24 protein-coding genes are annotated in these 23,312 nt (G+C 63.6%); 6 read left to right on the forward strand and 18 right to left on the reverse strand.

The window, feature by feature from the left end:
• Nucleotides 1-2: 2 nt before the first annotated feature.
• The gene (locus tag ACZYTC_RS17750; protein ID WP_488990209.1) at nt 3-260 is read right to left on the reverse strand and encodes a DUF1272 domain-containing protein; all 258 of its coding nucleotides are present in this window, start codon (nt 258-260) and stop codon (nt 3-5) included.
• 210 nt (nt 261-470) lie between these two features.
• Here ACZYTC_RS17750 and ACZYTC_RS17755 point away from each other — a divergent pair, with 210 nt between their 5' ends.
• On the forward strand, nt 471-932 hold the full coding sequence (locus ACZYTC_RS17755; protein WP_488990210.1) for an Hsp20 family protein: 462 nt from the start codon (nt 471-473) through the stop codon (nt 930-932).
• A 568-nt stretch (nt 933-1,500) separates the two neighbouring features.
• On the opposite strand, the gene ACZYTC_RS17760 is transcribed toward ACZYTC_RS17755, so the two are convergent.
• Both ACZYTC_RS17760 and obgE read right to left on the reverse strand, forming a co-directional pair.
• Nucleotides 1,501-1,977, reverse strand: coding sequence for a hypothetical protein (locus ACZYTC_RS17760; protein ID WP_434959170.1), 477 nt, complete (start codon nt 1,975-1,977; stop codon nt 1,501-1,503).
• Nucleotides 1,978-2,054: 77 nt separating this feature from the next.
• Nucleotides 2,055-3,104, reverse strand: a complete 1,050-nt coding sequence (gene obgE, locus ACZYTC_RS17765; protein WP_149252659.1) for a GTPase ObgE — start codon at nt 3,102-3,104, stop codon at nt 2,055-2,057.
• A gap of 426 nt (nt 3,105-3,530) precedes the next feature.
• On the opposite strand from obgE, the gene ACZYTC_RS17770 reads away from it, so the two are divergent.
• Nucleotides 3,531-4,532 (forward strand): Tim44 domain-containing protein, encoded by a 1,002-nt coding sequence (locus ACZYTC_RS17770; RefSeq protein WP_488990354.1) that lies wholly within the window; start codon nt 3,531-3,533, stop codon nt 4,530-4,532.
• Nucleotides 4,533-4,610: 78 nt separating this feature from the next.
• Here the strand turns inward: ACZYTC_RS17770 and ACZYTC_RS17775 are convergent, their stop codons facing one another.
• From ACZYTC_RS17775 to betI, 4 genes are all read right to left on the reverse strand, one after another.
• Nucleotides 4,611-5,786, reverse strand: a complete 1,176-nt coding sequence (locus tag ACZYTC_RS17775; RefSeq protein ID WP_488990211.1) for a TIGR02281 family clan AA aspartic protease — start codon at nt 5,784-5,786, stop codon at nt 4,611-4,613.
• A gap of 111 nt (nt 5,787-5,897) precedes the next feature.
• Complete coding sequence (betA, locus tag ACZYTC_RS17780) at nt 5,898-7,556, reverse strand: choline dehydrogenase (RefSeq protein ID WP_488990212.1); 1,659 nt, start codon at nt 7,554-7,556, stop codon at nt 5,898-5,900.
• A gap of 117 nt (nt 7,557-7,673) precedes the next feature.
• Nucleotides 7,674-9,137 (reverse strand): betaine-aldehyde dehydrogenase, encoded by a 1,464-nt coding sequence (gene betB / locus ACZYTC_RS17785; protein ID WP_488990213.1) that lies wholly within the window; start codon nt 9,135-9,137, stop codon nt 7,674-7,676.
• Nucleotides 9,138-9,274: 137 nt separating this feature from the next.
• The gene (gene betI / locus ACZYTC_RS17790; protein WP_434959166.1) at nt 9,275-9,907 is read right to left on the reverse strand and encodes a transcriptional regulator BetI; all 633 of its coding nucleotides are present in this window, start codon (nt 9,905-9,907) and stop codon (nt 9,275-9,277) included.
• Nucleotides 9,908-10,181: 274 nt separating this feature from the next.
• On the opposite strand from betI, the gene ACZYTC_RS17795 reads away from it, so the two are divergent.
• Nucleotides 10,182-10,394 (forward strand): hypothetical protein, encoded by a 213-nt coding sequence (locus ACZYTC_RS17795; protein WP_488990214.1) that lies wholly within the window; start codon nt 10,182-10,184, stop codon nt 10,392-10,394.
• A 104-nt stretch (nt 10,395-10,498) separates the two neighbouring features.
• Here ACZYTC_RS17795 and ACZYTC_RS17800 read toward each other — a convergent pair whose 3' ends face one another.
• The 8 genes from ACZYTC_RS17800 to mtgA form a co-directional block, all read right to left on the reverse strand.
• On the reverse strand, nt 10,499-10,900 hold the full coding sequence (locus tag ACZYTC_RS17800) for a F0F1 ATP synthase subunit epsilon (protein WP_434959165.1): 402 nt from the start codon (nt 10,898-10,900) through the stop codon (nt 10,499-10,501).
• Nucleotides 10,901-10,957: 57 nt separating this feature from the next.
• Nucleotides 10,958-12,391, reverse strand: a complete 1,434-nt coding sequence (atpD, locus tag ACZYTC_RS17805; RefSeq protein WP_434959164.1) for a F0F1 ATP synthase subunit beta — start codon at nt 12,389-12,391, stop codon at nt 10,958-10,960.
• A 58-nt stretch (nt 12,392-12,449) separates the two neighbouring features.
• Nucleotides 12,450-12,854 carry an organic hydroperoxide resistance protein gene (locus ACZYTC_RS17810; RefSeq protein WP_434959163.1) on the reverse strand — a complete coding sequence of 135 codons (405 nt, stop codon included), beginning with the start codon at nt 12,852-12,854 and terminating at the stop codon, nt 12,450-12,452.
• A gap of 22 nt (nt 12,855-12,876) precedes the next feature.
• Nucleotides 12,877-13,752, reverse strand: a complete 876-nt coding sequence (locus ACZYTC_RS17815) for a F0F1 ATP synthase subunit gamma (protein WP_434959162.1) — start codon at nt 13,750-13,752, stop codon at nt 12,877-12,879.
• 121 nt (nt 13,753-13,873) lie between these two features.
• Nucleotides 13,874-15,400, reverse strand: coding sequence for a F0F1 ATP synthase subunit alpha (gene atpA, locus ACZYTC_RS17820; protein WP_434959161.1), 1,527 nt, complete (start codon nt 15,398-15,400; stop codon nt 13,874-13,876).
• Complete coding sequence (locus ACZYTC_RS17825; protein ID WP_434959160.1) at nt 15,400-15,960, reverse strand: F0F1 ATP synthase subunit delta; 561 nt, start codon at nt 15,958-15,960, stop codon at nt 15,400-15,402. Before ACZYTC_RS17825 ends, atpA begins: the two co-directional genes overlap by 1 nt.
• A gap of 447 nt (nt 15,961-16,407) precedes the next feature.
• A complete protein-coding gene (gene rpmF / locus ACZYTC_RS17830; RefSeq protein ID WP_068294749.1) occupies nt 16,408-16,593 on the reverse strand; it encodes a 50S ribosomal protein L32 in 186 nt (61 codons plus the stop codon).
• 161 nt (nt 16,594-16,754) lie between these two features.
• Entirely contained in the window at nt 16,755-17,486 is a 732-nt protein-coding gene (gene mtgA / locus ACZYTC_RS17835; protein ID WP_434959159.1) for a monofunctional biosynthetic peptidoglycan transglycosylase, read from the reverse strand.
• Between the two features lie 282 nt (nt 17,487-17,768).
• On the opposite strand from mtgA, the gene ACZYTC_RS17840 reads away from it, so the two are divergent.
• Complete coding sequence (locus ACZYTC_RS17840) at nt 17,769-18,638, forward strand: LysR family transcriptional regulator (protein WP_488990215.1); 870 nt, start codon at nt 17,769-17,771, stop codon at nt 18,636-18,638.
• A 7-nt stretch (nt 18,639-18,645) separates the two neighbouring features.
• Here the strand turns inward: ACZYTC_RS17840 and ACZYTC_RS17845 are convergent, their stop codons facing one another.
• Both ACZYTC_RS17845 and ACZYTC_RS17850 read right to left on the reverse strand, forming a co-directional pair.
• The gene (locus ACZYTC_RS17845) at nt 18,646-19,071 is read right to left on the reverse strand and encodes a cupin domain-containing protein (protein ID WP_434959157.1); all 426 of its coding nucleotides are present in this window, start codon (nt 19,069-19,071) and stop codon (nt 18,646-18,648) included.
• 114 nt (nt 19,072-19,185) lie between these two features.
• The gene (locus tag ACZYTC_RS17850) at nt 19,186-20,070 is read right to left on the reverse strand and encodes a LysR substrate-binding domain-containing protein (protein WP_441774322.1); all 885 of its coding nucleotides are present in this window, start codon (nt 20,068-20,070) and stop codon (nt 19,186-19,188) included.
• A gap of 68 nt (nt 20,071-20,138) precedes the next feature.
• Here ACZYTC_RS17850 and ACZYTC_RS17855 point away from each other — a divergent pair, with 68 nt between their 5' ends.
• Nucleotides 20,139-21,062, forward strand: coding sequence for a DMT family transporter (locus tag ACZYTC_RS17855; RefSeq protein WP_434959155.1), 924 nt, complete (start codon nt 20,139-20,141; stop codon nt 21,060-21,062).
• Between the two features lie 9 nt (nt 21,063-21,071).
• Here the strand turns inward: ACZYTC_RS17855 and ACZYTC_RS17860 are convergent, their stop codons facing one another.
• Nucleotides 21,072-21,959 (reverse strand): LysR family transcriptional regulator, encoded by an 888-nt coding sequence (locus ACZYTC_RS17860; RefSeq protein ID WP_434959154.1) that lies wholly within the window; start codon nt 21,957-21,959, stop codon nt 21,072-21,074.
• Between the two features lie 255 nt (nt 21,960-22,214).
• Here ACZYTC_RS17860 and ACZYTC_RS17865 point away from each other — a divergent pair, with 255 nt between their 5' ends.
• The gene (locus tag ACZYTC_RS17865; RefSeq protein WP_488990216.1) at nt 22,215-23,282 is read left to right on the forward strand and encodes a YeiH family protein; all 1,068 of its coding nucleotides are present in this window, start codon (nt 22,215-22,217) and stop codon (nt 23,280-23,282) included.
• Nucleotides 23,283-23,312 lie beyond the last annotated feature (30 nt).

Here is a 23,312-nt window from a genome sequence, read left to right on the forward strand (position 1 = left end):
GCTCAGGCCGCGTCGCGCTTCGCCAGGCAGTCGCCCTCGCGCAGCACACGCTCCGTCGAGGGCGGATATTTGGCCAGCAGGGCAGTGGGACGGATCGGCCGGCGCACGAGGTCGCCACCGCAATTGGGGCAGGTGCCGCCGAAGACATCCGCCGCGCAACCGGCGCAGAAGGTGCACTCGAAGGTGCAGATCATCGCCTCACGCGTGTCGGGGGGCAGGTCCCTGTCGCAGCATTCGCAATTGGGGCGCAGTTTCAGCATGGGTCACCTCAAGGAACGGCACGAAACAGCATCATCTTGCGCGACCGGGCGATCAAGGCAAGCCCGATCAAGAATCGACACGCGTCCTCTTGAAACGGCTGGAACCCGCACCAAATCAAGGTCTGTGCAGGCCCAGACGGGATGCACATGTCAGCTCCGGCCCGATGGCGGAGCGTTTTCCACGGCTTGTCGCTTCAAAGGAGGATAGCCATGCGTCAGTTTGATTTTTCGCCCCTTTACCGTTCCACCGTTGGTTTCGACCGCCTGTTCTCGGCGCTCGATCAGGTCGCCGGCTTCGATGCTTCGGCCACCACCTACCCGCCCTACAATATCGAGCGCACCTCGGATAACACCTATCGCATCTCGGTTGCCGTCGCCGGCTTCGCCGAGAATGACATTGCCATCGAAGTGAAGGAAAACGCCCTCACCATTCGTGGCGAGAAGGCCGATAGCAAGGAAGCCAGCAAGGGTGAGGTCCTGCATCAGGGTATCGCCGCCCGCGCTTTCGAGCGCCGCTTCCAGCTCGCCGACTATGTCCAGGTGACCGGCGCCAGCCTCGAGAACGGCCTGCTCCATGTCGACCTTATCAGAGAGATCCCGGAGGCCAAGAAGCCCCGGCTGATCCCGATCAACGGTTCGGCTCCCCGGCAGGTCGAAGCCAAGGCTGCCTAAGCCAACAGGACAGGACGGAAAGTCGAGGGCGCTCCGGGAAACCGGGGCGCCTTTTTGCATGGGCGGCAACCAAGCCGCCTGGCGATCGCCTCTTCCCAGGAAGAGATGTCCATAGGCGCTAACTTTGCGGCAGGGCTCCGAACTCAGGTTAATGACGCGCATCTTCACCCTCCCCTGGAGGGGGAGGGTCGATGCGAAGCATCGGGGTGGGGTGGCTTGCTCGCAATAAAGCAAGCCACGAAGCATCATGACTGGCGCATTTTCACCCCACCCCGGCCTTTCAGGCCGACCCTCCCCCTCCAGGGGAGGGTAAAACATCCCGCCCCGTCCTCTGAAAACAATGCTTGTTAACCCGAGGTCGGAGCCTTGAACTTTGCGGCCAGAGGCGCGGATTGCGTGGAGGGTCGATCTCCACAGCTCCATCAATTGATGGAGCGAGATCGACCAGCTTTGTCCTCTATCTCGCTCGACATTTCCAAGATGGTCGATCTGGAGATCGACCCTCCAATCTGGCGCCGCCACCCAAAGTTAGCGCCTATGGGAAGAGATGCCCGCGATCCCGGAAAAGTCAGCAGCCCGGTGCGATCTGGCGGTAACGGCACCAGCCCGGCGTCAACTGTCCGTTCGAATTGAGAGGATAGGCATAGCGCCCCGGCGTTCGCAGCGCGGGAGGCGGCCGATTGAGCGGCACGATGCGGGGCACCGGCTTGATCTCCACCTTCTGCAGCGGGGCCATCGGCCGCAGGGATGTCCCGGCCGGCAGAGCCGCGCCGCTGCCCCGCAGCGGGACCACGGCGACGATCTTGCCGGTCTGGTCGTCGACGGTCACGCGCACGCGCCGGCGCTTGGCGTCGACAGCGGCTGCGTAATAGAAATTGAGGTCATGCGTTACGCCGCCGACGCCGGAATAGCCGGCCTGCGTCATTGCTCGCATCGCCGCTTTCGGCGTCAGCGTGTCGGCAAGAGCCGGCACGGCCGCGGCCAGGGGCACAAGCACCAGAAGGACCCCGACCAGCAGGCGCGGCAGCGCTGTCGTCTTGTTCAAGGCCATCTCCTCGATTCCTGTGCCCATTCCCACCATCTCAACGCCGACCGGGGCTGCCAGGTTCACGACTATCTGGTTCAGGGCTGCCAGGTATTGTTCTTCTCCAAAACCGGCTTTTCGATGATGTCATCGGCCGCCTTGGCCGCGCCGATCACCTCGAAAAGCTGGCGTAGCGCCTCCTGCACGCCCGAACCGGCGATGGAGGACAGCACGATCGGTGTCTTCTTCGCGGCCCGCTTCAGCCGCGCCACCTGTTCCTTGAGCAGTTCGGGTGAGAGCGAATCGGTCTTCGACAGCGCCACGATCTCCGGCTTGGTGGCCAGATCACCGCCATAGGCGGCGAGCTCGTTGCGAATGACCTTGTAGGCCTTGCCGGCATGCTCGCAGGTGCCATCGACCAGATGCAGCAGCACGCGGCAGCGCTCGACATGGCCAAGGAAGCGATCGCCGAGGCCATGCCCCTCATGCGCGCCCTCGATCAGGCCGGGAATGTCGGCGAGCACAAATTCGCGCCCGTCCACCCGAACGACGCCGAGACCGGGATAGAGGGTGGTGAAGGGATAGTCGGCGATCTTGGGCTTGGCGGCGGTCACCGTAGCCAGGAAGGTCGACTTGCCGGCATTGGGCAGGCCGACGAGGCCGGCATCGGCGATCAGCTTCAGGCGCAGCCAGATCGTCTTCTCCTCACCGGGCAGGCCGGGATTGGCCCGGCGCGGCGCCTGGTTGGTCGAGGTCTTGAAATAGGCGTTGCCGAAGCCGCCATTGCCACCCTTGCAGATCAAGGCGCGCTGGCCGACCTCGGTGAAGTCGGCGATCATGGTCTCGCCGTCCTCCTCATAGACCTGGGTGCCGACCGGCACCTTCAGCACCACGTCGGCTGAATTGGCGCCGGTGCGATTGCGCCCCATACCATGGGTGCCGACGCGTGCCTTGAAATGCTGCTGGTAGCGATAGTCGATCAGCGTATTGAGGCCGTCGACGCATTCGGCCACGACCGAGCCGCCCCGCCCGCCGTCACCGCCGTCGGGTCCGCCGAACTCGATGAATTTTTCGCGCCGGAAGGATACGGCTCCCGCGCCGCCGTCACCGGCTTTGACATAGATCTTGGCTTGATCGAGAAACTTCATGGCTCGGCTCTATTTCCAATGGAAGATGGTCAAGCCAGATCCGAAACGAGGTCTCCCGGCCAATTCTCCCGTCGCGCAAGCCGAACGGCCCACGCCCACACTGTCGATGCTGTCACGCTGATGGCGCTGACATAGTGCGTTTGTGGGGAAAAAGCGAGGGATTTCATATCGCCGCCTTCCCTTGCTCCACTCCGGGCAATCGGCCCGCTTCGGATCGGCCTCGATGCCCCTGCTTTCACGCTTGCCATCGCCCAGACGGCAATGATTACCGGAAATACACTTGCAACCAACCCGGCATGTCCCCACATTCCTCACGCGGGCCGGGCCCCTCTGACGTCGCGCTTGATGCGCACGTGATGTCGGACCGCTGAAAAAGGGCCCGCTAGCTGACATCGAAGCGGGCGACTGGAGATTAGGTTGCCGATCATGCGCTTCAACAAGACCCGACTATTCGCCGTTGTGGCCAGCCTGTTTGTGGCGGCGGCACTGGTATCGACCGATTTCGCCGAGGCCCGCCGTGGCGGCAGCATCGGCAGCCGCGGCGCGCGCACCTATGATTCCGTGCCGGCCACCCGCACCGCGCCAGACCAGGCCGCGCCGGTCCAGCGTTCGATGACGCCCAATCCCGGTCCGAGCGCGACACAACCCGCCTCACCGCTGGCGCAGGGCGCCGCGCAGCAGCGTCCCGGCCTGTTCGGCGGCGCCGGCGGCCTGATGCGCGGCCTGCTGGTGGGTGGCCTCATCGGCGCGCTGCTGGGCTACGGCTTCGGGGGCCTCGCTGGCATGCTCGGTTTCCTGCTGCAGGCGGCCTTGATCGCCGTGATCGCCTTCTTCGCGATCTCCTGGTGGCGCTCGCGCCGTACACCGGCAGCGGCAGGCGGCCCGCAAATGTCGCGTGGCTTCGACTTCGGCAACCAGGGCTTGGGCAACCAGGGCCTGAACCGCGACGCGCAGCCGACCACGAACGGCCGCACCGGCTTCTTTGGCCTATCGTCTCCGGCGGCAGCCAGCCCAGCCCGTGGCGAAGCCATCGAGGCCACCCAGGCCGACCTCGACACCTTCGAGCACCGGCTGACCGAGGTCCAGGATGCCTTCGCCAAGGAGGATCACGCCGCCCTGCGCCGCCTGACGACGCCTGAAATCGTGTCCTACTTCTCCGAGGAGTTGGCCGACAATGCCAAGCGCGGCGTCCGCAATGACGTGCGCGATACGCGCCTGCTCCAGGCCGATATTGCCGAGGCCTGGCGCGAAGGTGACGAGGACTACGTCAGCGCCGCCTTCCGCTACCAGTCGGTCGATGTCCTCAGGGATCGTACCACCGGCGCGATCGTCGAAGGTAAGGACGAGCCCAGCGAAACGACCGAGATCTGGACGTTCGTTCGGCGCAAGGGTGAAGACTGGAAGCTGTCGGCGATTCAGGAAGCCTGAGCGGCAATAGCGAGCGCTTGAGGTAGGCGCTCGCTATTCCGGCGCCTTAGAAACACGGAGATGCGAGTTTGATGACCGCTATGGTGCGTTCATCGCCTTGAGCTGAAGCTCTTTGTCCGTCACGGTCACGTTAAAGCGCGCTAGGAACGACATGCCCAACAGACCGTCTACGCCTTTGCCGAGCGAAGGCTCCTGTACCACAAGGGCGACCTTTTTGGCCTGAGCATGACCAAGTCTCACGCTGTTCGCAATACCCAAATCCGCGATGATTTGGCCATTGGCGGTCTGGAGGGACACGGCATCGGCCCCGGTAATATCGACTTTCGCTCGTTTGGCAAAATCACGTGTGAGGCTGACAAAAGTCGCCCCGGTATCCACGATGAACGTTCCCCCGGTATCATTGATCTGAGCTTTGACCAACATGACGCCACCCGAAGCCTTGGGAACATGCTCCACGCCCTTGGCCGTGTCGCTCTCGCATTTCCCTTTTCTGGAGAAGTCATTGACCATCTTCCTGGTTTGCGGACTATCGCGACTTGCCGGGTCGGCCAATACCCAGGTCTGAATCGCGGTGATCGCGTCGCAAGCGCGCCCAAGATGATCATAGATATTGGCAAGCTGCGTGAAGACCGTCGCGTTGATGTCTTTGGGGCTGCCGAGCAATTCGATCGCGTTGATATAGAAAGGCAGCGCCTCGGCCCATTGTTCCTTGGCGTTTGAGGCCTGCCCCCGCAAATATTGGATCTGCCCGTTATAGGGGCTGGCCTTGACCAGCTGATCACCAAGCACAGCAGCCTTGTCATAATCGCCAAGGGCGAAATAGAGATCTGCGGCCCGATAGAGCTCGCCGCCTGTATTTCTGCAGGCCGCGGCAAAGCCTTCCAGGGCTTGAGCCGCAACGCGTAGCTTACCGGCTTGTTCAAGAGCCCGCGAAAGCTGAAAAATACCATTCCTATCGCAATCTTCCGCACGCAATCGCTTCAGAGCGGTTTGAACATCGCTTTGATAGGCAATGTTGGCCTCCAGAGGCGCGATACCAAGATGCTGATAGACGGGATTGAAATCGGTACTGCGGTCTCCGTTGAACGAACTCGCGGCCGTTTGCTTGCCGTAATTCACAAGGCCTTCGATATCGCGATAGAAATAAAGACCGCCGCAAACCAGAAGAACGCTCGCGATCAAGCCGACGATCGGTCCACCCACCCATTGTTTACGTGGGGGGCCACCAATGCGGTCGTTCTGGTCAAGCTGCATGACAGTCTAGGACACGAGAGATGAGTATAAGGTTTGTCCCGCGTCTCAAAGACTTTTGCAACCAAGCCTACCGCAGTAGTTGCAAATAATATTCTCCGAACCCCATCCAGCCTACCTCTGCTTCCTCTCCCAATCCTTCGCCCGGTAGAAGGGCGCGTTGGACGGCGGCAGCAGCGGCTTGCCGAGAATGTGGTCGGATGCCTTCTCGCCGATCATGATCGAGGGGGCGTTGAGGTTGCCGTTGGTGATCAGCGGGATGATGGCTGAGTCGGCGATACGCAGATTCTCGAGGCCCACCACCCGGGTTTCGGGATCCACCACCGTCATCGGATCGGAAGGATCGCCCATCCGGCAGGTGCCGGACGGGTGGAAGGCACTCTCGACATGCTGGGCGATGAAGGCATCGATCGCCTCATCCGAGGTGACGTCGGCACCCGGCGAGATCTCGCGGCCGGCAAAAGGTTCGAACGCCTTCTGCTGGAAGATCTCGCGCGTCAGCCTGACGCAGGCCCGCATCTCCGCCCAGTCCTCGGGGTGGCTCATATAGTTGAAGCGGATCAGCGGTGCCTCCCGCACATCGCGCGACTTCAGGCGGATATGGCCGCGGCTCTTGGAGCGCATCGGTCCGACATGGGCCTGGAAACCATGTTCGGTGGCAAGCGAATTGCCGTTATAGCTCACCGCCATCGGCAGGAAATGATACTGGATGTCGGGATAGGAGATACCGGCGCGCGAGCGGATGAAGCCGCAGCTCTCGAAATGATTGGTGGCGCCCAGCCCGTCCTTGCGCAGCAGCCATTGCAGGCCGACCATGCCCTTCGCGATCGGGTTGGTTACTGAATAGAGGGTGATCGGCTGCGTGCTCGCCATCTGAAAATAGAATTCGAGATGGTCCTGCAGGTTCTCGCCGACGCCTGGGAGATCGTTGATGACCTCGATGCCGAAGCCCTTGAGTTCGGCGGCCGGCCCCACGCCAGACGCCTTCAGGAGCTGTGGATCGTTGATCGGCCCGGCTGCCAGGATCACCTCGCGCCGCGCCATCACGCGCTTGAGCTGCGAGCCCTGCCAATATTCGACGCCGACAGCTCGCCTGCCCTCGAACAGGATGCGGCTTGCCAGCGCATGCGTCTCCACCGACAGATTGGGCCGCTTCATCGCCGGCTTGAGATAGGCGTTGGCGGCGGACCAGCGGCGGCCTTTGTGGACAGTCATGTCCATGCGACCGAAGCCTTCCTGCTGGTAGCCGTTCACATCGGCCGTGGCGGGATAGCCGGCCTCGACGGCGGCATCGATGAAGGCCTGGTAGAGCGGGTTGGCGAGCCGGCCATAGGACGTCTTGAGCGGGCCATCGGCGCCGCGATATTCGTCGCCGCCTTCCTCGCGACCTTCCGCCCGGCGGAAATAGGGCAGCACCCCCGCATAGTTCCAGCCGCGCGCGCCCGCCTCCTGCCAGGCCTCGTAGTCCATGGCATGGCCGCGGATATAGACCATGCCGTTGATCGAGGAGGATCCACCCAGCACCTTGCCGCGCGGTGTATGGAGGCTGCGGCCGCCGAGCGCGGGCTCGGGCTCGGCATGATAGCGCCAATCATAGCGCGGCGAGTTCATCGGGATGGAAAGGGCGCTCGGCATCTGGATGAACACCGAGCCGTCCTTGCCGCCGAATTCCAGAACCTTGACGCGATGCGTGCCGTCCTCCGTCAGGCGGCTCGCCATCACGCAACCCGCCGAACCGGCGCCCACGATCACATAGTCGAATGTTTCGGTCATGGTTTTCCGGGTGCGCGGACGTCCCGTCCGCCTCTTCCCGCCCTTCGAATGTCGCGTTTCCAAGAGCGGACATCCCCCCATGACTTCATGGGGCTGCGATGTCCGCGCTTCCAGACCTCAGTACGGTGCGTCGATATCGCCGAGGGCGACGTAGACGCTCTTGATCTGGGTGTAGTGCTCGACAGCGGCGCGCGAATTCTCGCGCCCGAGGCCGGACAGCTTGACCCCGCCGAAAGGCAGCTCGATCGGCGTGACGTTGTACTGGTTGATCCAGCAGGTGCCGGCCTCGAGATTGGCGATGACGCGATGGCCACGCGAAAGATCGTTGGTGAACACGCCGGCCGCCAGGCCATATTCGGTATCGTTGGCGCGGGCCACCACCTCGTCCTCGTCGTCGAAGCTCAGCACCGTCATCACCGGTCCGAAGATCTCCTCGCGCACGATGGCCATGTCGTCCCGGCAGCCGTCGAAGATGGTGGGGGCAACGAAGGCGCCCTTGGCGAGCGCGCCGGTGGTGACGCGATAGCCCCCGGTGAGCAGCTTGGCACCTTCCGCCTTACCCTTCTCGACATAGGACATCACCTTTTCCAGATGCTCCTGGTTGACGAGAGCGCCGACATGGGTGTTGGGATCGAGGGGATCGCCGATCACCATCTTTTCAACCCTTGCTTTGAGCTTGGCGAGGAAGGCGTCCTTGACCTTGCTATGCACGAACACCCGTGTGCCATTCGAACAGACCTCGCCGGCCGAATAGAAATTGCCGAGCAGCGCGCCGGAGACGGCATTGTCGAGTTTGGCGTCCTCGAACACGATCAAGGGCGACTTGCCGCCGAGCTCGAGCGTGACATGCTTCAGCGTCTTGGCGGCATTGGCCATGATGATGCGGCCGGTGCCGGCCTCGCCCGTCAGCGAAATCTTCTTGATCGAAGGGTGGGCGACCAGCGCCTTGCCGACGCGGGCATCGCCCTGCACCACGTTGAAGACGCCGTCCGGCAGACCGGCCTCCTTGAAGGCTTCGGCGAGGTAGGGCGCGGTCAGCGGCGTCACCTCGGACGGTTTGAAGATCATGGCATTGCCACAGGCAAGCGCCGGAGCCGATTTCCAGCAGGCGATCTGGAGGGGATAGTTCCAGGCGCCGATGCCGGCGACAACACCAAGCGGCTCGCGCCTGGTATAGCCGAAGGCGGCGGGGCCGAGGTCGACATGCTCGCCGGTGAGGGTGGCGGCGATGCCGGCGAAATATTCCAGGCAATCGGCGCCCGATAGTACGTCGACGGCGATGGTCTCCTGGATCGGCTTGCCGGTATCGCGCGTCTCGATCTCGGCCAGGGCCGCGTTCTTCTCGCGCAGGATGTCGGCGGTGCGCTTGAGGATGCGGCCGCGCTCGGCGCCCGTCATGCGCGACCACACCTTGAAGCCGGCCTTGGCGGCCTCGACCGCCCGCTCGATGTCGGCATCACCGGCCTGTTCCACCTCAGCGATGGTCTCGCCGGTAGCCGGATCGACCGAAGCAAAGGTCTCGCCCGAGGTCGCGTCGACGAAGGCGCCGCCGATATGGTTCTTCACAACGCCGTAGCGCATTCTTCAAACTCCCCGCCTGGAACGGCCGCCGCTTGATCGGCGCCGTTTCCGCTTTTCGATATGAACTCAACTTCCAAATGCGAGCCGGCGCCCCTGCGTCCGGCCAAAGCCTCAGTGCGAGATCGCCGCCCAAGACCTCAACGACTGAGGCCGAGCAGCATGAACTGACTGTCGACGAAGCCGGTCGCCACACTTCTGGCCATCCGGCCATCAGGATCATTGGCGAGGGTGGCACGCAGCCACAGCCCGTCGATCATCGCCGAGATGGTTTCGGCAAGCGCCCGGGCCGGTTCCGGCCTCAGGACGGGATGCAGCGCATGGGCGAGATTGCCGGCAATGCGGCGATGATAGGCGCGCTGCACCCGGGCAAAGCGCGGCGAATGTGGCACCTGCCCCCAGAAAGCCAACCAGACCGTACCGATGCGCCGCTCGAACTGGCTGACACCGAGCATAGTCTCGATCACCGCCTGGACGCGAGCCCGCGGCGTGCTGGCGTCGCGCAGGCGGGCCGCCGCCCCCCGCGACAACTGCCGGGCGAGATGGCGCAGGGTCGCTTCCAGCAGCCCGTCCTTGTCACCGAAATAGAAGGAGACCAGGCCGGTGGAGACGTCAGCGCGGCGGGCGATCTCGGCGATCGTCGTGGCATTGAAGCCGAGTTCGGCGATCGCCTCGATGGTGGCGTCGATCAACTGCCGACGCCGAACGTCTCCGGCGTCGACGCGGCGCAGACGTATCGGACGTTCATTGGACGAGGTGAGCTGAGCGGCCATGACCTCTACAATATTTTGAACGTTCAATCAGTCAAGAGCGGATCGCATTCCCGCAACGATTCTTGGCGGCGAGGAGAACTGGAGGAAGCCCAGCCGATCCCCTTTCCATTTTCCTGCAAAGTCGGGCATGCTGGCTTGCGATCAGCCCGAACGTTTGCGACTTGCCGGGACCACCCGGAATCGCAAAAACACGTCGAAACAAGGAGTTAGAGCGAACAGGCATTCAGTCATGAACGCGTTTTGCTCTAGAGAATCAGGCGGGAGGAACAACCGGATGCGCGACAAGTCGACCGAAGGCCAGCTCGTACCAGGGCTTAATGTCATCGAGACGACAGAGACGGACAACATCCTGCGCTGGGACGGCCATATGGTCTATGTCGAGCACAAGGTCTTCCATAACGGGCAGGTGGTCCACGAGCGCTACAAACGCCGTGTCACGACCGAAGTCGCCAGGGCCTTGCTGACCACGATCCAGCTGAACGGCTGATCGGAGCACGAACCTCACGGCGAGACCGCATCATGTCGCGCTGCCGTGTTCAAAAAGAAAAAGCGCGCCGAAGCGCGCTTTTCAGAAGAAATGAGTGAACGTATTCAGCTCAGGGCTTTCTGCAATTCCTTGATCTGGCCGAGCTTGAGATCGGCCAAGGCCTTGGCGGCGTCGTCGACAGCCGCCTGGACCGCTGCCTCGGCGGCTGCAATTTCCAAGCTGACCTTGTCTGGCGTCATTTCCTCGATCGGAACGGCTTGTTCGGCCAGGATCGTGAGCCCCTGCGGATTGACGTCCGCGAAACCACCCCGCACGAACAGATGACGGGACGAGCCGCCCGCGGTTTCCTTGACCACAATGATGCCGGGCCGGATGGTCGACATCACCGGAGCGTGCTGGGACAGCACCTCGAAATCGCCTTCGCTGCCCGGCACGACGACGGATTCGACAGGGCCGGAGAACAGCAGCTTCTCAGGCGTGACGAGTTCGAATTGGAAGCTGGCCATCGATGCGGTCCTTGATTTCCAGAAGAGGGGCGCCTGACGGCGCCCCAGTCAGCATTGTTACGCAGCCTCGGCGGCCAGGCGCTTGCCCTTCTCGACGGCCTGCTCGATGGTGCCGACCATGTAGAAGGCGGCTTCCGGCAGATAGTCGTACTGGCCTTCGGCAATGCCCTTGAAGCCCTTGACGGTATCCTCGATGGCAACCTGCACGCCGTCCGAACCGGTGAACACCTTGGCGACGTCGAAGGGCTGCGACAGGAAGCGCTCGATCTTGCGGGCGCGCGCCACGGTCAGCTTGTCCTCTTCAGACAGTTCGTCCATGCCCAGAATGGCGATGATGTCCTGCAGGGCCTTGTAGCGCTGGAGGATCTGCTGCACCTGGCGGGCGACAGCGTAATGCTCTTCACCGACCACGGCCGGGGTGAGCATGCGCGAGGTCGAGTCGAGCGGATCGACGGCCGGGTAGATGCCCTTTTCGGCGATCGAGCGCGACAGCACGGTCGTCGCGTCAAGATGGGCGAAGGAGGTGGCGGGTGCCGGGTCGGTCAAGTCGTCGGCCGGCACGTAGATGGCCTGCACCGAGGTGATCGAACCCTTGGTGGTGGTGGTGATGCGCTCTTGCAGCGCGCCCATGTCGGTGGCGAGCGTCGGCTGATAGCCCACGGCCGAAGGAATACGGCCGAGAAGCGCGGACACCTCGGAACCAGCCTGGGTGAAGCGGAAGATGTTGTCCACGAAGAACAGCACGTCCTGGCCCTGGTCACGGAAATGCTCGGCGACGGTGAGGCCGGTCAGAGCGACGCGAGCGCGGGCGCCCGGCGGCTCGTTCATCTGGCCGAACACCAGGGCGCACTTCGACTTGACCGACGAATTGGCGTCATGCGGATCGGCATTGACGCCCGATTCGATGAACTCGTGATAGAGGTCGTTGCCCTCGCGGGTACGCTCGCCGACACCGGCGAACACTGAGTAGCCGCCATGGGTCTTGGCGATGTTGTTGATCAGTTCCTGAATGAGCACGGTCTTGCCGACGCCGGCGCCGCCGAACAGGCCGATCTTGCCGCCCTTGGCGTAGGGGGCGAGCAGGTCGACCACCTTGATGCCGGTGACGAGGATCTGGGCTTCCGTGGACTGCTCGGCATAGCTCGGAGCAGGCGCATGGATCGGGCGCACGCCCTCGCCATTGACCGGGCCGGCTTCATCGATCGGCTCGCCGATGACGTTCATGATGCGGCCGAGCGTGGCCTCGCCCACCGGCACCGCGATCGGCTTGCCGGTATCGGTGACGGGCTGGCCGCGCACCAGGCCTTCGGAAATGTCCATGGCGATGCAGCGGACCGTGGATTCGCCCAGATGCTGTGCGACTTCCAGCACCAGACGCTGGCCGTTGTTGGTGGTTTCGAGGGCGTTCAGGATCTCGGGCAGATGGCCGTCGAACTGTACGTCGACAACGGCGCCGATGACCTGCGAAACGCGTCCGGTCGGGTTGGCCATGGGTTTCTCCAAAGTCTCTTGTCTGTTTGACAAATTCTTGTCTGTTTGAGAGCTGCGATCAGACGACGGTCAACGTGACGGGCACGTTGTTCCGGGTCGCCCGGGAATAGGGGCAGATCTGGTGAGCTTCCTCGACCAGCGCCTTGACCTTGTCGAGGTCGGCGCCGGGGACATGCACCTTCATCTCCACCGAGAGGGCGAAGCTGATATCGTCCTTGGCCAGCGTCACCTGGCAGGTGATCTTGGCGGTGGCGCCGTCAATGCCATGCTTGCGGCCAAGCGCCACGATGGCCTGGCCATAGCAGGCCGAATAGCCCAGCGCGAAGAGCTGCTCGGGGTTATGGCCTTCGCCATTGCCGCCGAGTTCCTTCGGAAAGGCCATCGCCAATGCCAGGCCGCCATTGTCGAGGATCGCGCGGCCCTCGCGGCCACCCTTGGTCGAGGCAGAAGTTGCGTAAGACATCACGATACCCCTATGGCTGACCTCAGAGCGCTTCCGCACCCGAGATGATTTCGATCAGTTCCTTGGTGATCATCGCCTGGCGCGTGCGGTTGTAGGTGATCGTCTGCTTCTTGATCATCTCACCGGCATTGCGCGTGGCGTTGTCCATGGCGCTCATCTGCGACCCGTAGAAGGACGCATTGTTCTCGAGCAGAGCACGCAGCACCTGCACCGAGATGTTGCGGGGCAGGAGATCCGCGAGGATGGCGCCCTCATCCGGCTCATACTCATAGGCGATCTTCTGCGTGCCTTCCTTGACGGCCGGCACTTCGGCCGGGATCAGGCGCTTGGCGGTCGGGATCTGCGAGATCACAGACTTGAAGGTCGAGTAGAACAGGGTGCAGACGTCGAAGCCGCCCTCTGCATAGAGCTTGCGGACCTTCGCACCAACCTGATCGGCGTGCTCGAAGCCGAGCTGGCGCACGGAGCGGAAGTCCACGAGCTCGATGATGTGCTTCTCGAGCTGACGCTTGAGCACATCGTAGCCCTTGCGCCCGACGCAGATGATCTTGACGGTCTTGCCTTGGCCGAGCAGGGCCAAGGCGTGCTCGCGGGCCAGACGGGCGATCGAGGTGTTGAACGCCCCGCACAGGCCACGCTCGCCGGTGCAGACCACCAGCAGATGGGTTTGATCCTTGCCGTTGCCCGCCAGCAGCGGCGGGGCCTGGCGTGGATCGGCGATCGAGCCGGCGAGATTGGCGAGCACACCGTCGATGCGTTCGGCATAGGGGCGCGCAGCCTCGGCCGCCGACTGGGCGCGGCGCAACTTGGCGGCCGCGACCATCTGCATGGCCTTGGTGATCTTCTGCGTCGCCTTGACCGAGGCAATACGGTTTCTGAGGTCCTTAAGCGATGCCATCGCTTCGCCTTCCTATCGAGAGCGAGAGCGTTTTTCGATCTGACCGGATCGGAAAGACGCGTCTATCTCCTTGAAATTCTGAGTATTATTCGATCGACATAATCGAATAATACTCTCGCGATCAGCCGAAGGTCTTGGCGAACGCCTCGACCTGGTCCTTGAGCTTGGCGGCGACATCGTCGCTGAGATCGCTGGAAGTGCGAATCGCCTCGAGGATCGAGCCCTCGGCACGCAGCTTGGCGAGCAGGCCCGTTTCGAAGGACCGCACCTTGCCGACTTCGATCTTGTCGAGATAGCCGTTGACGCCGGCATAGATCACCACGACCTGCTCTTCCATCTTCAGCGGGGAGAACTGGCCCTGCTTCAGGAGCTCGGTCAGGCGGGCGCCGCGAGCGAGCAGGCGCTGCGTCGAGGCGTCCAGATCGGAACCGAACTGGGCGAAGGCCGCCATTTCGCGATACTGGGCGAGCTCACCCTTGATCTTGCCGGCGACCTTCTTCATCGCCTTGGTCTGGGCGGACGAACCGACGCGCGAAACCGACAGGCCGACGTTCACCGCGGGGCGAATGCCCTGGTAGAACAGGTCGGTCTCCAGGAAGATCTGGCCGTCGGTGATCGAGATCACGTTGGTCGGAATGTAGGCCGACACGTCGTTGGCCTGGGTTTCGATGATCGGCAGCGCCGTGAGCGAGCCGAGACCGGCATCCTTGCCCATCTTGGCGGCGCGTTCGAGCAGGCGGGAGTGGAGATAGAACACGTCGCCCGGATAGGCTTCGCGGCCCGGCGGGCGGCGCAGCAGCAGCGACATCTGGCGGTAGGCGACAGCCTGCTTGGACAGATCGTCATAGACGATCACGGCATGCATGCCGTTGTCGCGGAAATATTCACCCATGGCGCAGCCGGCGAACGGTGCCAGGAACTGCATCGGGGCCGGATCGGAGGCGGTGGCGGCGATGATGATCGAATAGTCGAGCGCGCCGTTCTCTTCCAGCACCTTCACGAACTGTGCGACGGTGGAACGCTTCTGGCCGACGGCGACATAGACGCAGTAGAGCTTCTTGGTCTCGTCGTCGCCCTGGTTGAGCGGCTTCTGGTTGAGGATGGTGTCGAGCGCCACGGCGGTCTTGCCGGTCTGGCGGTCGCCGATGATCAGCTCGCGCTGGCCACGGCCGATCGGGATCAGGGCATCGATGGCCTTGAGGCCGGTCGCCATCGGCTCGTTCACCGACTTGCGCGGAATAATGCCGGGTGCCTTGACGTCGACGCGGGCGCGCTGCTCGGCGACGATCGGGCCCTTGCCGTCGATCGGATTGCCGAGGGCGTCGACCACACGGCCGAGCAGGCCCTTGCCGACCGGGACGTCGACGATGGCGCCGGTCCGCTTGACGGTGTCGCCTTCCGAGATGCCACGGTCGGAACCGAACAGCACGATACCGACATTGTCGGCTTCGAGGTTCAGCGCCATGCCGCGCACGCCGCCGGGGAACTCGACCATCTCACCGGCCTGAACGTTGTCGAGACCATAGACGCGGGCAATACCGTCACCGACGGAGAGAACCTGACCGACTTCGGAAACTTCGGCTTCCTGGCCGAAATTCTTGATCTGGTCCTTCAGAATGGCGGAAATTTCTGCGGCGCGGATGTCCATCAGCCGACCTCTTTCATGGCGATCTTGATCGATTGGAGTTTGGTCTTGAGCGAGGCGTCGATCATGCGGCTACCGATCTTGACGATCAGACCACCGATCAGGCTCGGGTCGACCTTGACGTTGAGGGAGACGTCCTTGCCGGTCGCGCTCTTGAGCGAGTCCTTGAGGACGTTGAGATTGTCGTCGGAAAGCGGCTGGGCCGCCGTGACTTCGGCCGTGGCCTGCCCACGCGCCTTGGCGACCAGCACGGTGAAGGCCTGGATCATCTGGCCAACCGCGAACAGACGGCGGTTATGGGCGGCAAGCTTGATGAAATTGGCAGCAAGACCACCGATGCCGGCGCGCTCGAGCAACGCCGTGATCGCCTTGGTCTGCTCTTCGGAGGAAAAGACGGGGCTGCGGACGAGGCGCTTGAGATCAGCGCTTTCCTCGACGAGGCCATTGAAACGGCCGAGATCGGCTACAACGGAATCGATGGCGTTCTGCTCGCTGGCGAGCTCGAACAAGGCATTGGCATAGCGGCCTGCCATGCCGGATACGATCGGTTCTTCCCCTGCCACCGCGTGTCTCTCTGCTGAAACCACTTCGGGAGAACAGCAGCCCAGCCGGGTTTCCCCGCACCTGACCGCCCAACCCCTTGGCGGATATGTTGAATTTCCTCACGGTTGCAGGAAGGAGCTGGCTCCGGCCCCGCAACACGAGCGCTCACCTAACACACAGGCTTGGCCGACGCAACATGAGGGAAACACCCAAAACGTCGCGAAAAAATGCCAATCCTCCAGCAGAACCCGCCCCGTTTGTCACCGTTCTCGAATGAGAGCGGCAAGCGCGCCTTCCGCCATCCCGAATAGGAGGTAGGATTCGGCTGCATATGCGCGAACTGCGTACCGTGTTTCAGTGCACGATAAAGTTTCGGGCCCGCCCCCGGCACCCGTACTCAAGACAAACAAAAGGGCCGGCAATCAGCCGGCCCGGACGAGATGCCGCGCGGAAGACCGCGCAGGCTCTCAGGCGTCGGACTTCTGGGTCAGGATCTGGCGACCGCGATACATGCCGGTCTTCAGATCGACATGGTGCGGACGGCGCAGTTCGCCCGAATCCTTGTCCTCGACATAGGTCGGGGCCTTGAGGGCATCAGCGGAACGGCGGAAGCCGCGCTTCATGCGGGAGGTTTTTCGCTTCGGAACAGCCATTGGGGTATCTTCTTCGTGGCGTGCGGATGCCGTGACAGTCACGACAGGCCGATGACAAAATCGATTGAAGGCGCAGCCTATACAGGAAGAGAACTCAGGAAGAAAGAGGCTGGAGCGAGATTCTTTCGCACCGGAAACCCCGCAGCTGGGATCTCGATACCTTATTTCACGCAATCGAAATAGCCGGAAGAGTTGCGGGCGCGATTGACGATCAGCCCGGCAAGGTTGCGCAGGCGCCTTGTCGGCGCGCCGGCACTGCGGCGGATCGGATTGGGCAGCACCACGGCGAGTTGCGCCGCCTCTCGGGCATTGAGCCTGGAGGCCGGTTTCTTGAAATAATGCTGGGCCGCCGCCTCGATGCCATAGATGCCGTCCCCCCATTCGGCCACGTTGAGATAGACCTCCAGCACCCGCTTCTTCGACCAGACCAGATCGGTCCACACGGCCAGCGGCACCTCCAGCGGCTTGCGGGCGAAAGCCGGCAGCGGCCACAGATAGAGGTTCTTCACGGTCTGCATGGCGATGGTGGAGGCTCCGCGTGAAGGCCCCTTCTCCCCGCCCCGTTCCAGGACATCGGCGATCGCGCCGAAATCGACGCCCCAGTGGCGGCAGAACTGGCCATCCTCGGAAGCCATCACCGAAAACCGGGCAACCGGGGCGATATTCTCGATCGGCGTCCAGCGCCGGTCTACGGATTGGCCGGTGAGGTAGCGCCCCAGCATGGGCAGCGACATCGGCGGCACCACCGTGTAGAGGATGGTGAGCACCACAGGCAGGGCAGCGAGCACGATGGCGACTTTGACAAGGCGCCGCCATAGCGTGCGCGAACTTTTCCTGACCGGCATCGCAACCCCAAGTTCCGGCCTGTCTCCGGGCGCTGCCGCGTCAGCCATCACCCCTGCCCGATCTCCTGAAACAAAGCGCGTTCCTGGCGGAAACGCGCTTTGTTTTAGCATTTTGTTTCGACGCGTCTTCGTGATTCTCGCCGATAGCGTCAAATTGCAAGACGCTTTGGTTTCGATCTTTTCTTAACCCAAAGAGTCTTCCAGCGCATCCGGCTCGTAAGAAAGAGTTAATATCCTGACGCAAGGGATCGAGGTCCGAAGGTCCGCGCTGGGCAAGAGAACGGGTCACCTCCATATTAAGATTCACTGCTTCGCCAGGCCCCATCGACCATGCATCCCAATATCACCTTCACCCAGTTGCGCTGTTTCGTCGCCGCGGCAGAAACCGGGGGTTTCACCGCCGCCGCCCAGCGCATCCATCTCACCCAATCGGCCGTGAGCCAGGCCATCGCCGGGCTGGAGGATGCCCTCGGCGCCAAGCTGCTGACCCGTACGCGCGTGGGCGTCAAGCTCACGGACCTCGGCGAGGCCGCACTCGTGGAAGCGCAAGCCCTGCTGGCGGGCGCCCAGCGCCTGGCGACCATCGCCCAGGCCAGCGACAAGCTGGCCGGCACGACGCTGCGCATCGGCTCGGTACAGAGCGCCGCCGCCAAATTGCTGCCTGGCTGGCTCAAGCCGTTCCGGGCGCTCTATCCACGGGCCGGCATCACCCTGCACCTGGGCACCGACGAGGAGGTGAACGACTGGGTGCTTGCCGACGCCGTCGATGTCGGCATCAGCGGCGAGTCTCACCCCGAACTCGACAGTGCCATCGTCGCCAATGACGATTTCGTGCTGATCCTGCCCGCTGCCCATCCTCTGGCCAAGAACGCTTCGATCGGCCTGGAAGCGATCGACGGCGAGCGCGCCATCTTTTCCGGCGGCGGCGGCAACCGCCAGTTCGAAGAGGCCCTGCTGGCGGCCGGCAGCAGGCCGAATGTGCTGTTCCTGGCCCGCGACAACGCCACCATCTTCGGCATGGTGCGCGAGGGCATCGGCCTCACAGTCATGCCCGACCTCACGCTGCCGGACGATACCAGCGGCCTTGCCGTGCGCCGGCTGACGCCGCCGCTGCGCCGCGACCTTCACGCTTCCGTCCGTAAGCAAGGCCTCAGCCCCGCCGGCCAAGCCTTCCTGGAACTGCTACGGATCGGGAAGTAAGCACGGTTCAGTTCGAGGGCGCGGGCACCAGCCCGTATCGCCGCATGATCGCGCCCATCTGGGCGAGATCGGGCGCGTCGGCGGCCAGCAGCGCCGCCACCTCGCGAAAATAGTCGATGCCAAGCACGCCGGGCGTCAGTACGACGAGACAGCTCGCAGGGCCCTCCCCGTCATTGCGGAAAGCATGGACAATGCCGCGCGGAATGAAGAGCGTCTGCCGTGCCGCAAGAGTAACCTCGCGGTCGTCGACCCGAAAGGTCATCGCGCCCTCCAGGCCATAGACCGTTTCGTCCCAGCTCTCATGATAATGGGCGACCGGCATGCGTGCGCAGGGCTGGACGGTCATCTCGAACATGTCGAGGCTGCCCTGCGTATCCGCCTTGCTGTGCAGGAAGCGGAGTTCGAGGCCTTTGATGCTGATGATCTCCGACATGGTGCGATCCCCCAGCCGCCTGCTCCGGGAGCAGAGCCTGGTGACGACCGGCCTGCAGCTTGCTCCCCAATCCTCTCCTTCACAAGCACGGCTTTCCGCTTCCCGGCACGATCCTCATGCGTCCTCGCCCGCGGCCTCCAGCAGCCAGGCCAGGAAGAGCTCGGCGCCCCGGCGGATGGGCGGCCGGGCGCGTACCCAATAGTTGCCGAGCTGCAGCCCGTCCTGCAAGCCGACGATGGTGAGCAAACCATTGCGCAGTTCCCGCTCGATCAGGCGCGGCGAAGCCAGCGTCATGCCAAGCCCCGCGCTCGCCGCCTCCCAGGCCGCATCGTCGATCTCGAACCGGCTGGCCATGCGCACATCGCGCCAGTCGACGCCATTGACCTCGGCCCAGCGGCGCCAGTCCCAGTCGTCCTGCGTCGCCGAGATCAGAGCCCCAGAGGCCGCCAGCGCCGTGGCGTCGGCATCGCGATAGCGTGCCGCCACATCCGGCGCAGCCACCACGACGCAGATATCGTCGAACAGGATCGTTCCCCCTTGAGCGGGGCCTTCGGCGCGCGAATAGCCGATCACGAGATCGATGTCGTCATGATCAGCCATTGCTGAGACCGGTGTTTCCAGCCGGACGCGGATGGAGGGATGGGCCTGGCGGAAGCTACCGAGGCGCGGAATCAGCCAGCGCAGGGCCAACGACACCGAGGCGCGCACCAGGACCTCGTTGGCATCCCGCTGCAGGGCCGAGGCCGCCGCTGCGATGATGTCGAGCGCCGGCGCGGTAGCCGCCGCGAAACGCGCGCCCTCCGCCGTCAGCTCGATGGCATTGTTGCTGCGCGCGAACAGGCGCACGCCGAGCCCTTCCTCCAGATGACGGACCTGATGGCTGACGGCGCTGGCTGTCACGCCCAATTCCTCACCCGCCGCCTTCAGGCTGCCGAGGCGGGCGGCTGCCTCGAAGACGCGCACGGCATTGAGGGACGGAAGGCGACGAGGTGTTTGCATTAGATTTTCTCACGCAACGATCAAAAAATGCATTTGTTTGCGGGTATGAAATCTGTGACGCATCAAGCATGACGATTGCAGCAAAATCAACGCCGCTGGCTGGAACGACCGGCATGAGCGCCAATGCCAGGGGTGCCCTGTGGCTCCTGGTCGGCACCGCCTTGTTCACCCTGATCTTCGCCTCGGGGCGCTTCGCCGGCCCGCTTCTCGCCATCCCCCAGATCCTGCTGCTGCGCTACGCCAGCGGCTTCGTGACCGTGCTCATCGTGGCCAGGGCCGGCGGGCAACCTTTCGTCGCCCTGCACAGCCCGCGGCCCGACCAACATTTTCTGCGCGCCTGCTTCGGTTGTTTCGGCGGCCTGTCTGCGATCTATGCCGCCGCCCATATGCCGGTCGCCGCCGCCAGCGCCATCGGCCTGCTCGAAGGCATCTTCGTGGTTGCCCTCGCCATGGTCATGCTTGGCGAGGCGGTAGGCTGGCGCCACTGGCTCGCCGGTCTCATCTGTGGCCTCGGCGCGCTCGCGGTGGTACTCGGCCAGCACGCGGCGGCCGCTCCCTTCGGCGACGTCAGCATTCCCGCTGCGATGGCCCTGCTCGGCGCCGTACTGATGGCCTTCGAGATCATTTATGTGAAACGGCTAACCAAGGGCGACACGCCGCTCTCCATGCTGGCCCATGTGAACCTCTTCAGCTTCCTCTTGATGCTGGTACCGGCCTGGCTGAGCTGGAAGAGCGTCGGCCCGGGCCCGATCCTGGCCTGCCTGATGCTCGGCCCCGTTGCGATCCTCGCCCAATATTGCAACATCCGAGGCTATCGGCTTGCCGACATCGCCGTGGCCGGGCCGATCGGCTATAGCTGGATCGTGTTCGCCGCGCTGCTCGGCCTCCTCGCCTTCGGCGAGGTTCCTGATCTCAAGGCCGGCATCGGCTGCCTGCTGATTCTCGCCGGAGGCTATTGGTTGACAAGGCTGCCCGCGACCAGCGGGGGCTGAGAGGCGAATTCACCCTCCGGTCTGGGTGATCACCATCTCCAACATTTGCGAAGCCTTGGTGCGGTAGCGCTCGCGATGGCGCAGCATGCGGAAAGCGCGAGGCGGCATGTCGAAGGCGATTCGCACCAGCCGTCCCGCCTGCAGGTCGGGCGCCGCCACCAGTTCGGACATCACCGTCGCGAAGGGGCCCGAGCGCACGGCCGAACGCACGGCCTCGTTGGAGGGCAGCACCAGGGCAATCTCAAGCGCGGCGGGATCGACGCCCCGCCCCCGTAACGCCTCCTCGAAGACCGATCGCGTGCCGGAGCCCTCCTCGCGCATGATCCAGCGCGCTGTGGCAATGTCGTAGGGCCGCACCGTGCGCCCATCGGCCCAGGGATGGCCCGGCGCCACCACCACGATCAGCCGGTCATGCGCCACCGTCTGCACCGACAGGGCCGGCTCATCGACGGCACCTTCGATGAAGCCGATCTCGGCCACCCCTTCCAGCACGGCCTGGGTGACGCTCTGGGTATTACCGATTTCCAACCTCAGATCGACACGCGGATGGACATCGTGGTAGCGCGCCAGGAAAGGCGCGACCCAATAGCTCGCGATGGTCTGACTGGCATGCACGACAAGCGAGCCGCGTGCGCCGCTGCCGAGCTCGGACAGAGCGAGCTCCGCTGCCTTGGCGGAGGCGAGCGTCGCCCGCGCCGTCGGCAGGAATTCCCGCCCACCGGGCGTCATCTCGATGCGGCGGCCGACACGATGAAACAGTGCCGCGCCATAGCGATCCTCCAGAACGCGGATGGCAGAACTCACGGCCGATGGCGTCAGATGGAGTTCGCCTGCGGCCTGCGTCAGGTGCTCACGCTCCGCCACGGCCACGAAAATCCTCAACTGTTCCAAAGTCATGGCAGCGTGGCCTTGCCATCGCCGGGCTTGCCCTCCACCAGACAAATTGTCCGGTGTCGATCCAGTCTGGATGCTCGGGTCAGGCCAGGACATGACAAATCCCAACCGTTAGCGTCGCCGAAGAAGACCCAAATTTCAGTCATCTGCTTACGCACAATCCAATCATTCGATTCAATCGAATGATTTCTACACTATTTTGAAATGGATTGAACAGACCCAATAAGGCAGAACAAACCTGTGAATTGCAGGTGGATCATGAGCAGCAAGGTCGGCAGCCGGTTGGGCGATATGACGGGAATTCGCGGGATTCTCCCCGGCGCGGGCCTGTGCATCGTCGTCACCGCCCTCGCCATGGGGGCCGAACTCGTCGAAGCCAGCCTGTTCGGCAAGGCCTGGCTGGAGGCTCTGGTCCTTGCCATCCTGATCGGCGCCCTGATCCGCACCTTCGCCCAGCCTGAGGCCCGTTTCGACCGCGGTATCACCTTCGGTGCCAAGACGCTGCTGGAGGTCGCCGTTGTCCTGCTCGGCGCTTCCGTCAGCGCCGCCGCCATCGCCGATGCCGGCCTCGGCTTGATGGCTGGCATCGCCGGCGTCGTCATGGTGTCGATCATGCTGAGCTTCGGCATTGGTCGCGCCCTCGGCTTGCCGCACAACATGGCCCTGCTGGTCGCCTGCGGCAATTCGATCTGCGGCAACTCGGCCATCGCCGCCACCGCGCCCGTGATCGGCGCCAACGGCAAGGATGTCGCCGCCTCGATCGCCTTCACCGCCGTGCTCGGTGTGGTCGCCGTGATCGGCCTGCCGCTCCTGGTGCCTGCCCTCGATCTCACCCCGGGCCAGTATGGCGTGTTCGCCGGACTGACCGTCTATGCCGTGCCGCAGGTCCTTGCCGCCACCGCGCCCGTCGCCGCTCTCAGCGTGCAGATCGGTACCCTGGTCAAGCTCGCCCGCGTACTGATGCTTGGCCCGGTCATCGTGGTTCTCGCTTTGATCAGCGAAAGCCAGCGCAAGGCCGCCACGACCGAGGCCGGGGCGGCTAGCCGCGCACGTCCCCGCCTCGGCCAGATCGTGCCTTGGTTCATCATCGGCTTCCTGGCCATGATGGCGCTGCGTTCCTTCGGCCTCCTGCCTCAGGGCTCGCTTCAGCCGATCTCATCGGCCGCCAATACGCTCACCATCATCTCGATGGCCGCGCTCGGTCTCACCGTCGACATCCGCGCCGTCGCCAAGGCCGGCCCGCGGGTGACCTCGACGGTGATTCTCTCCTTGCTCGCTTTGGGCGTGATCAGCTACGCGCTGATCGTGCTGCTCAAGGTCGCCTGATCCTTGAGAAAAAGTGCGATTTCTCTGAAT

This window comes from Labrys sp. F242 (assembly GCF_057813875.1).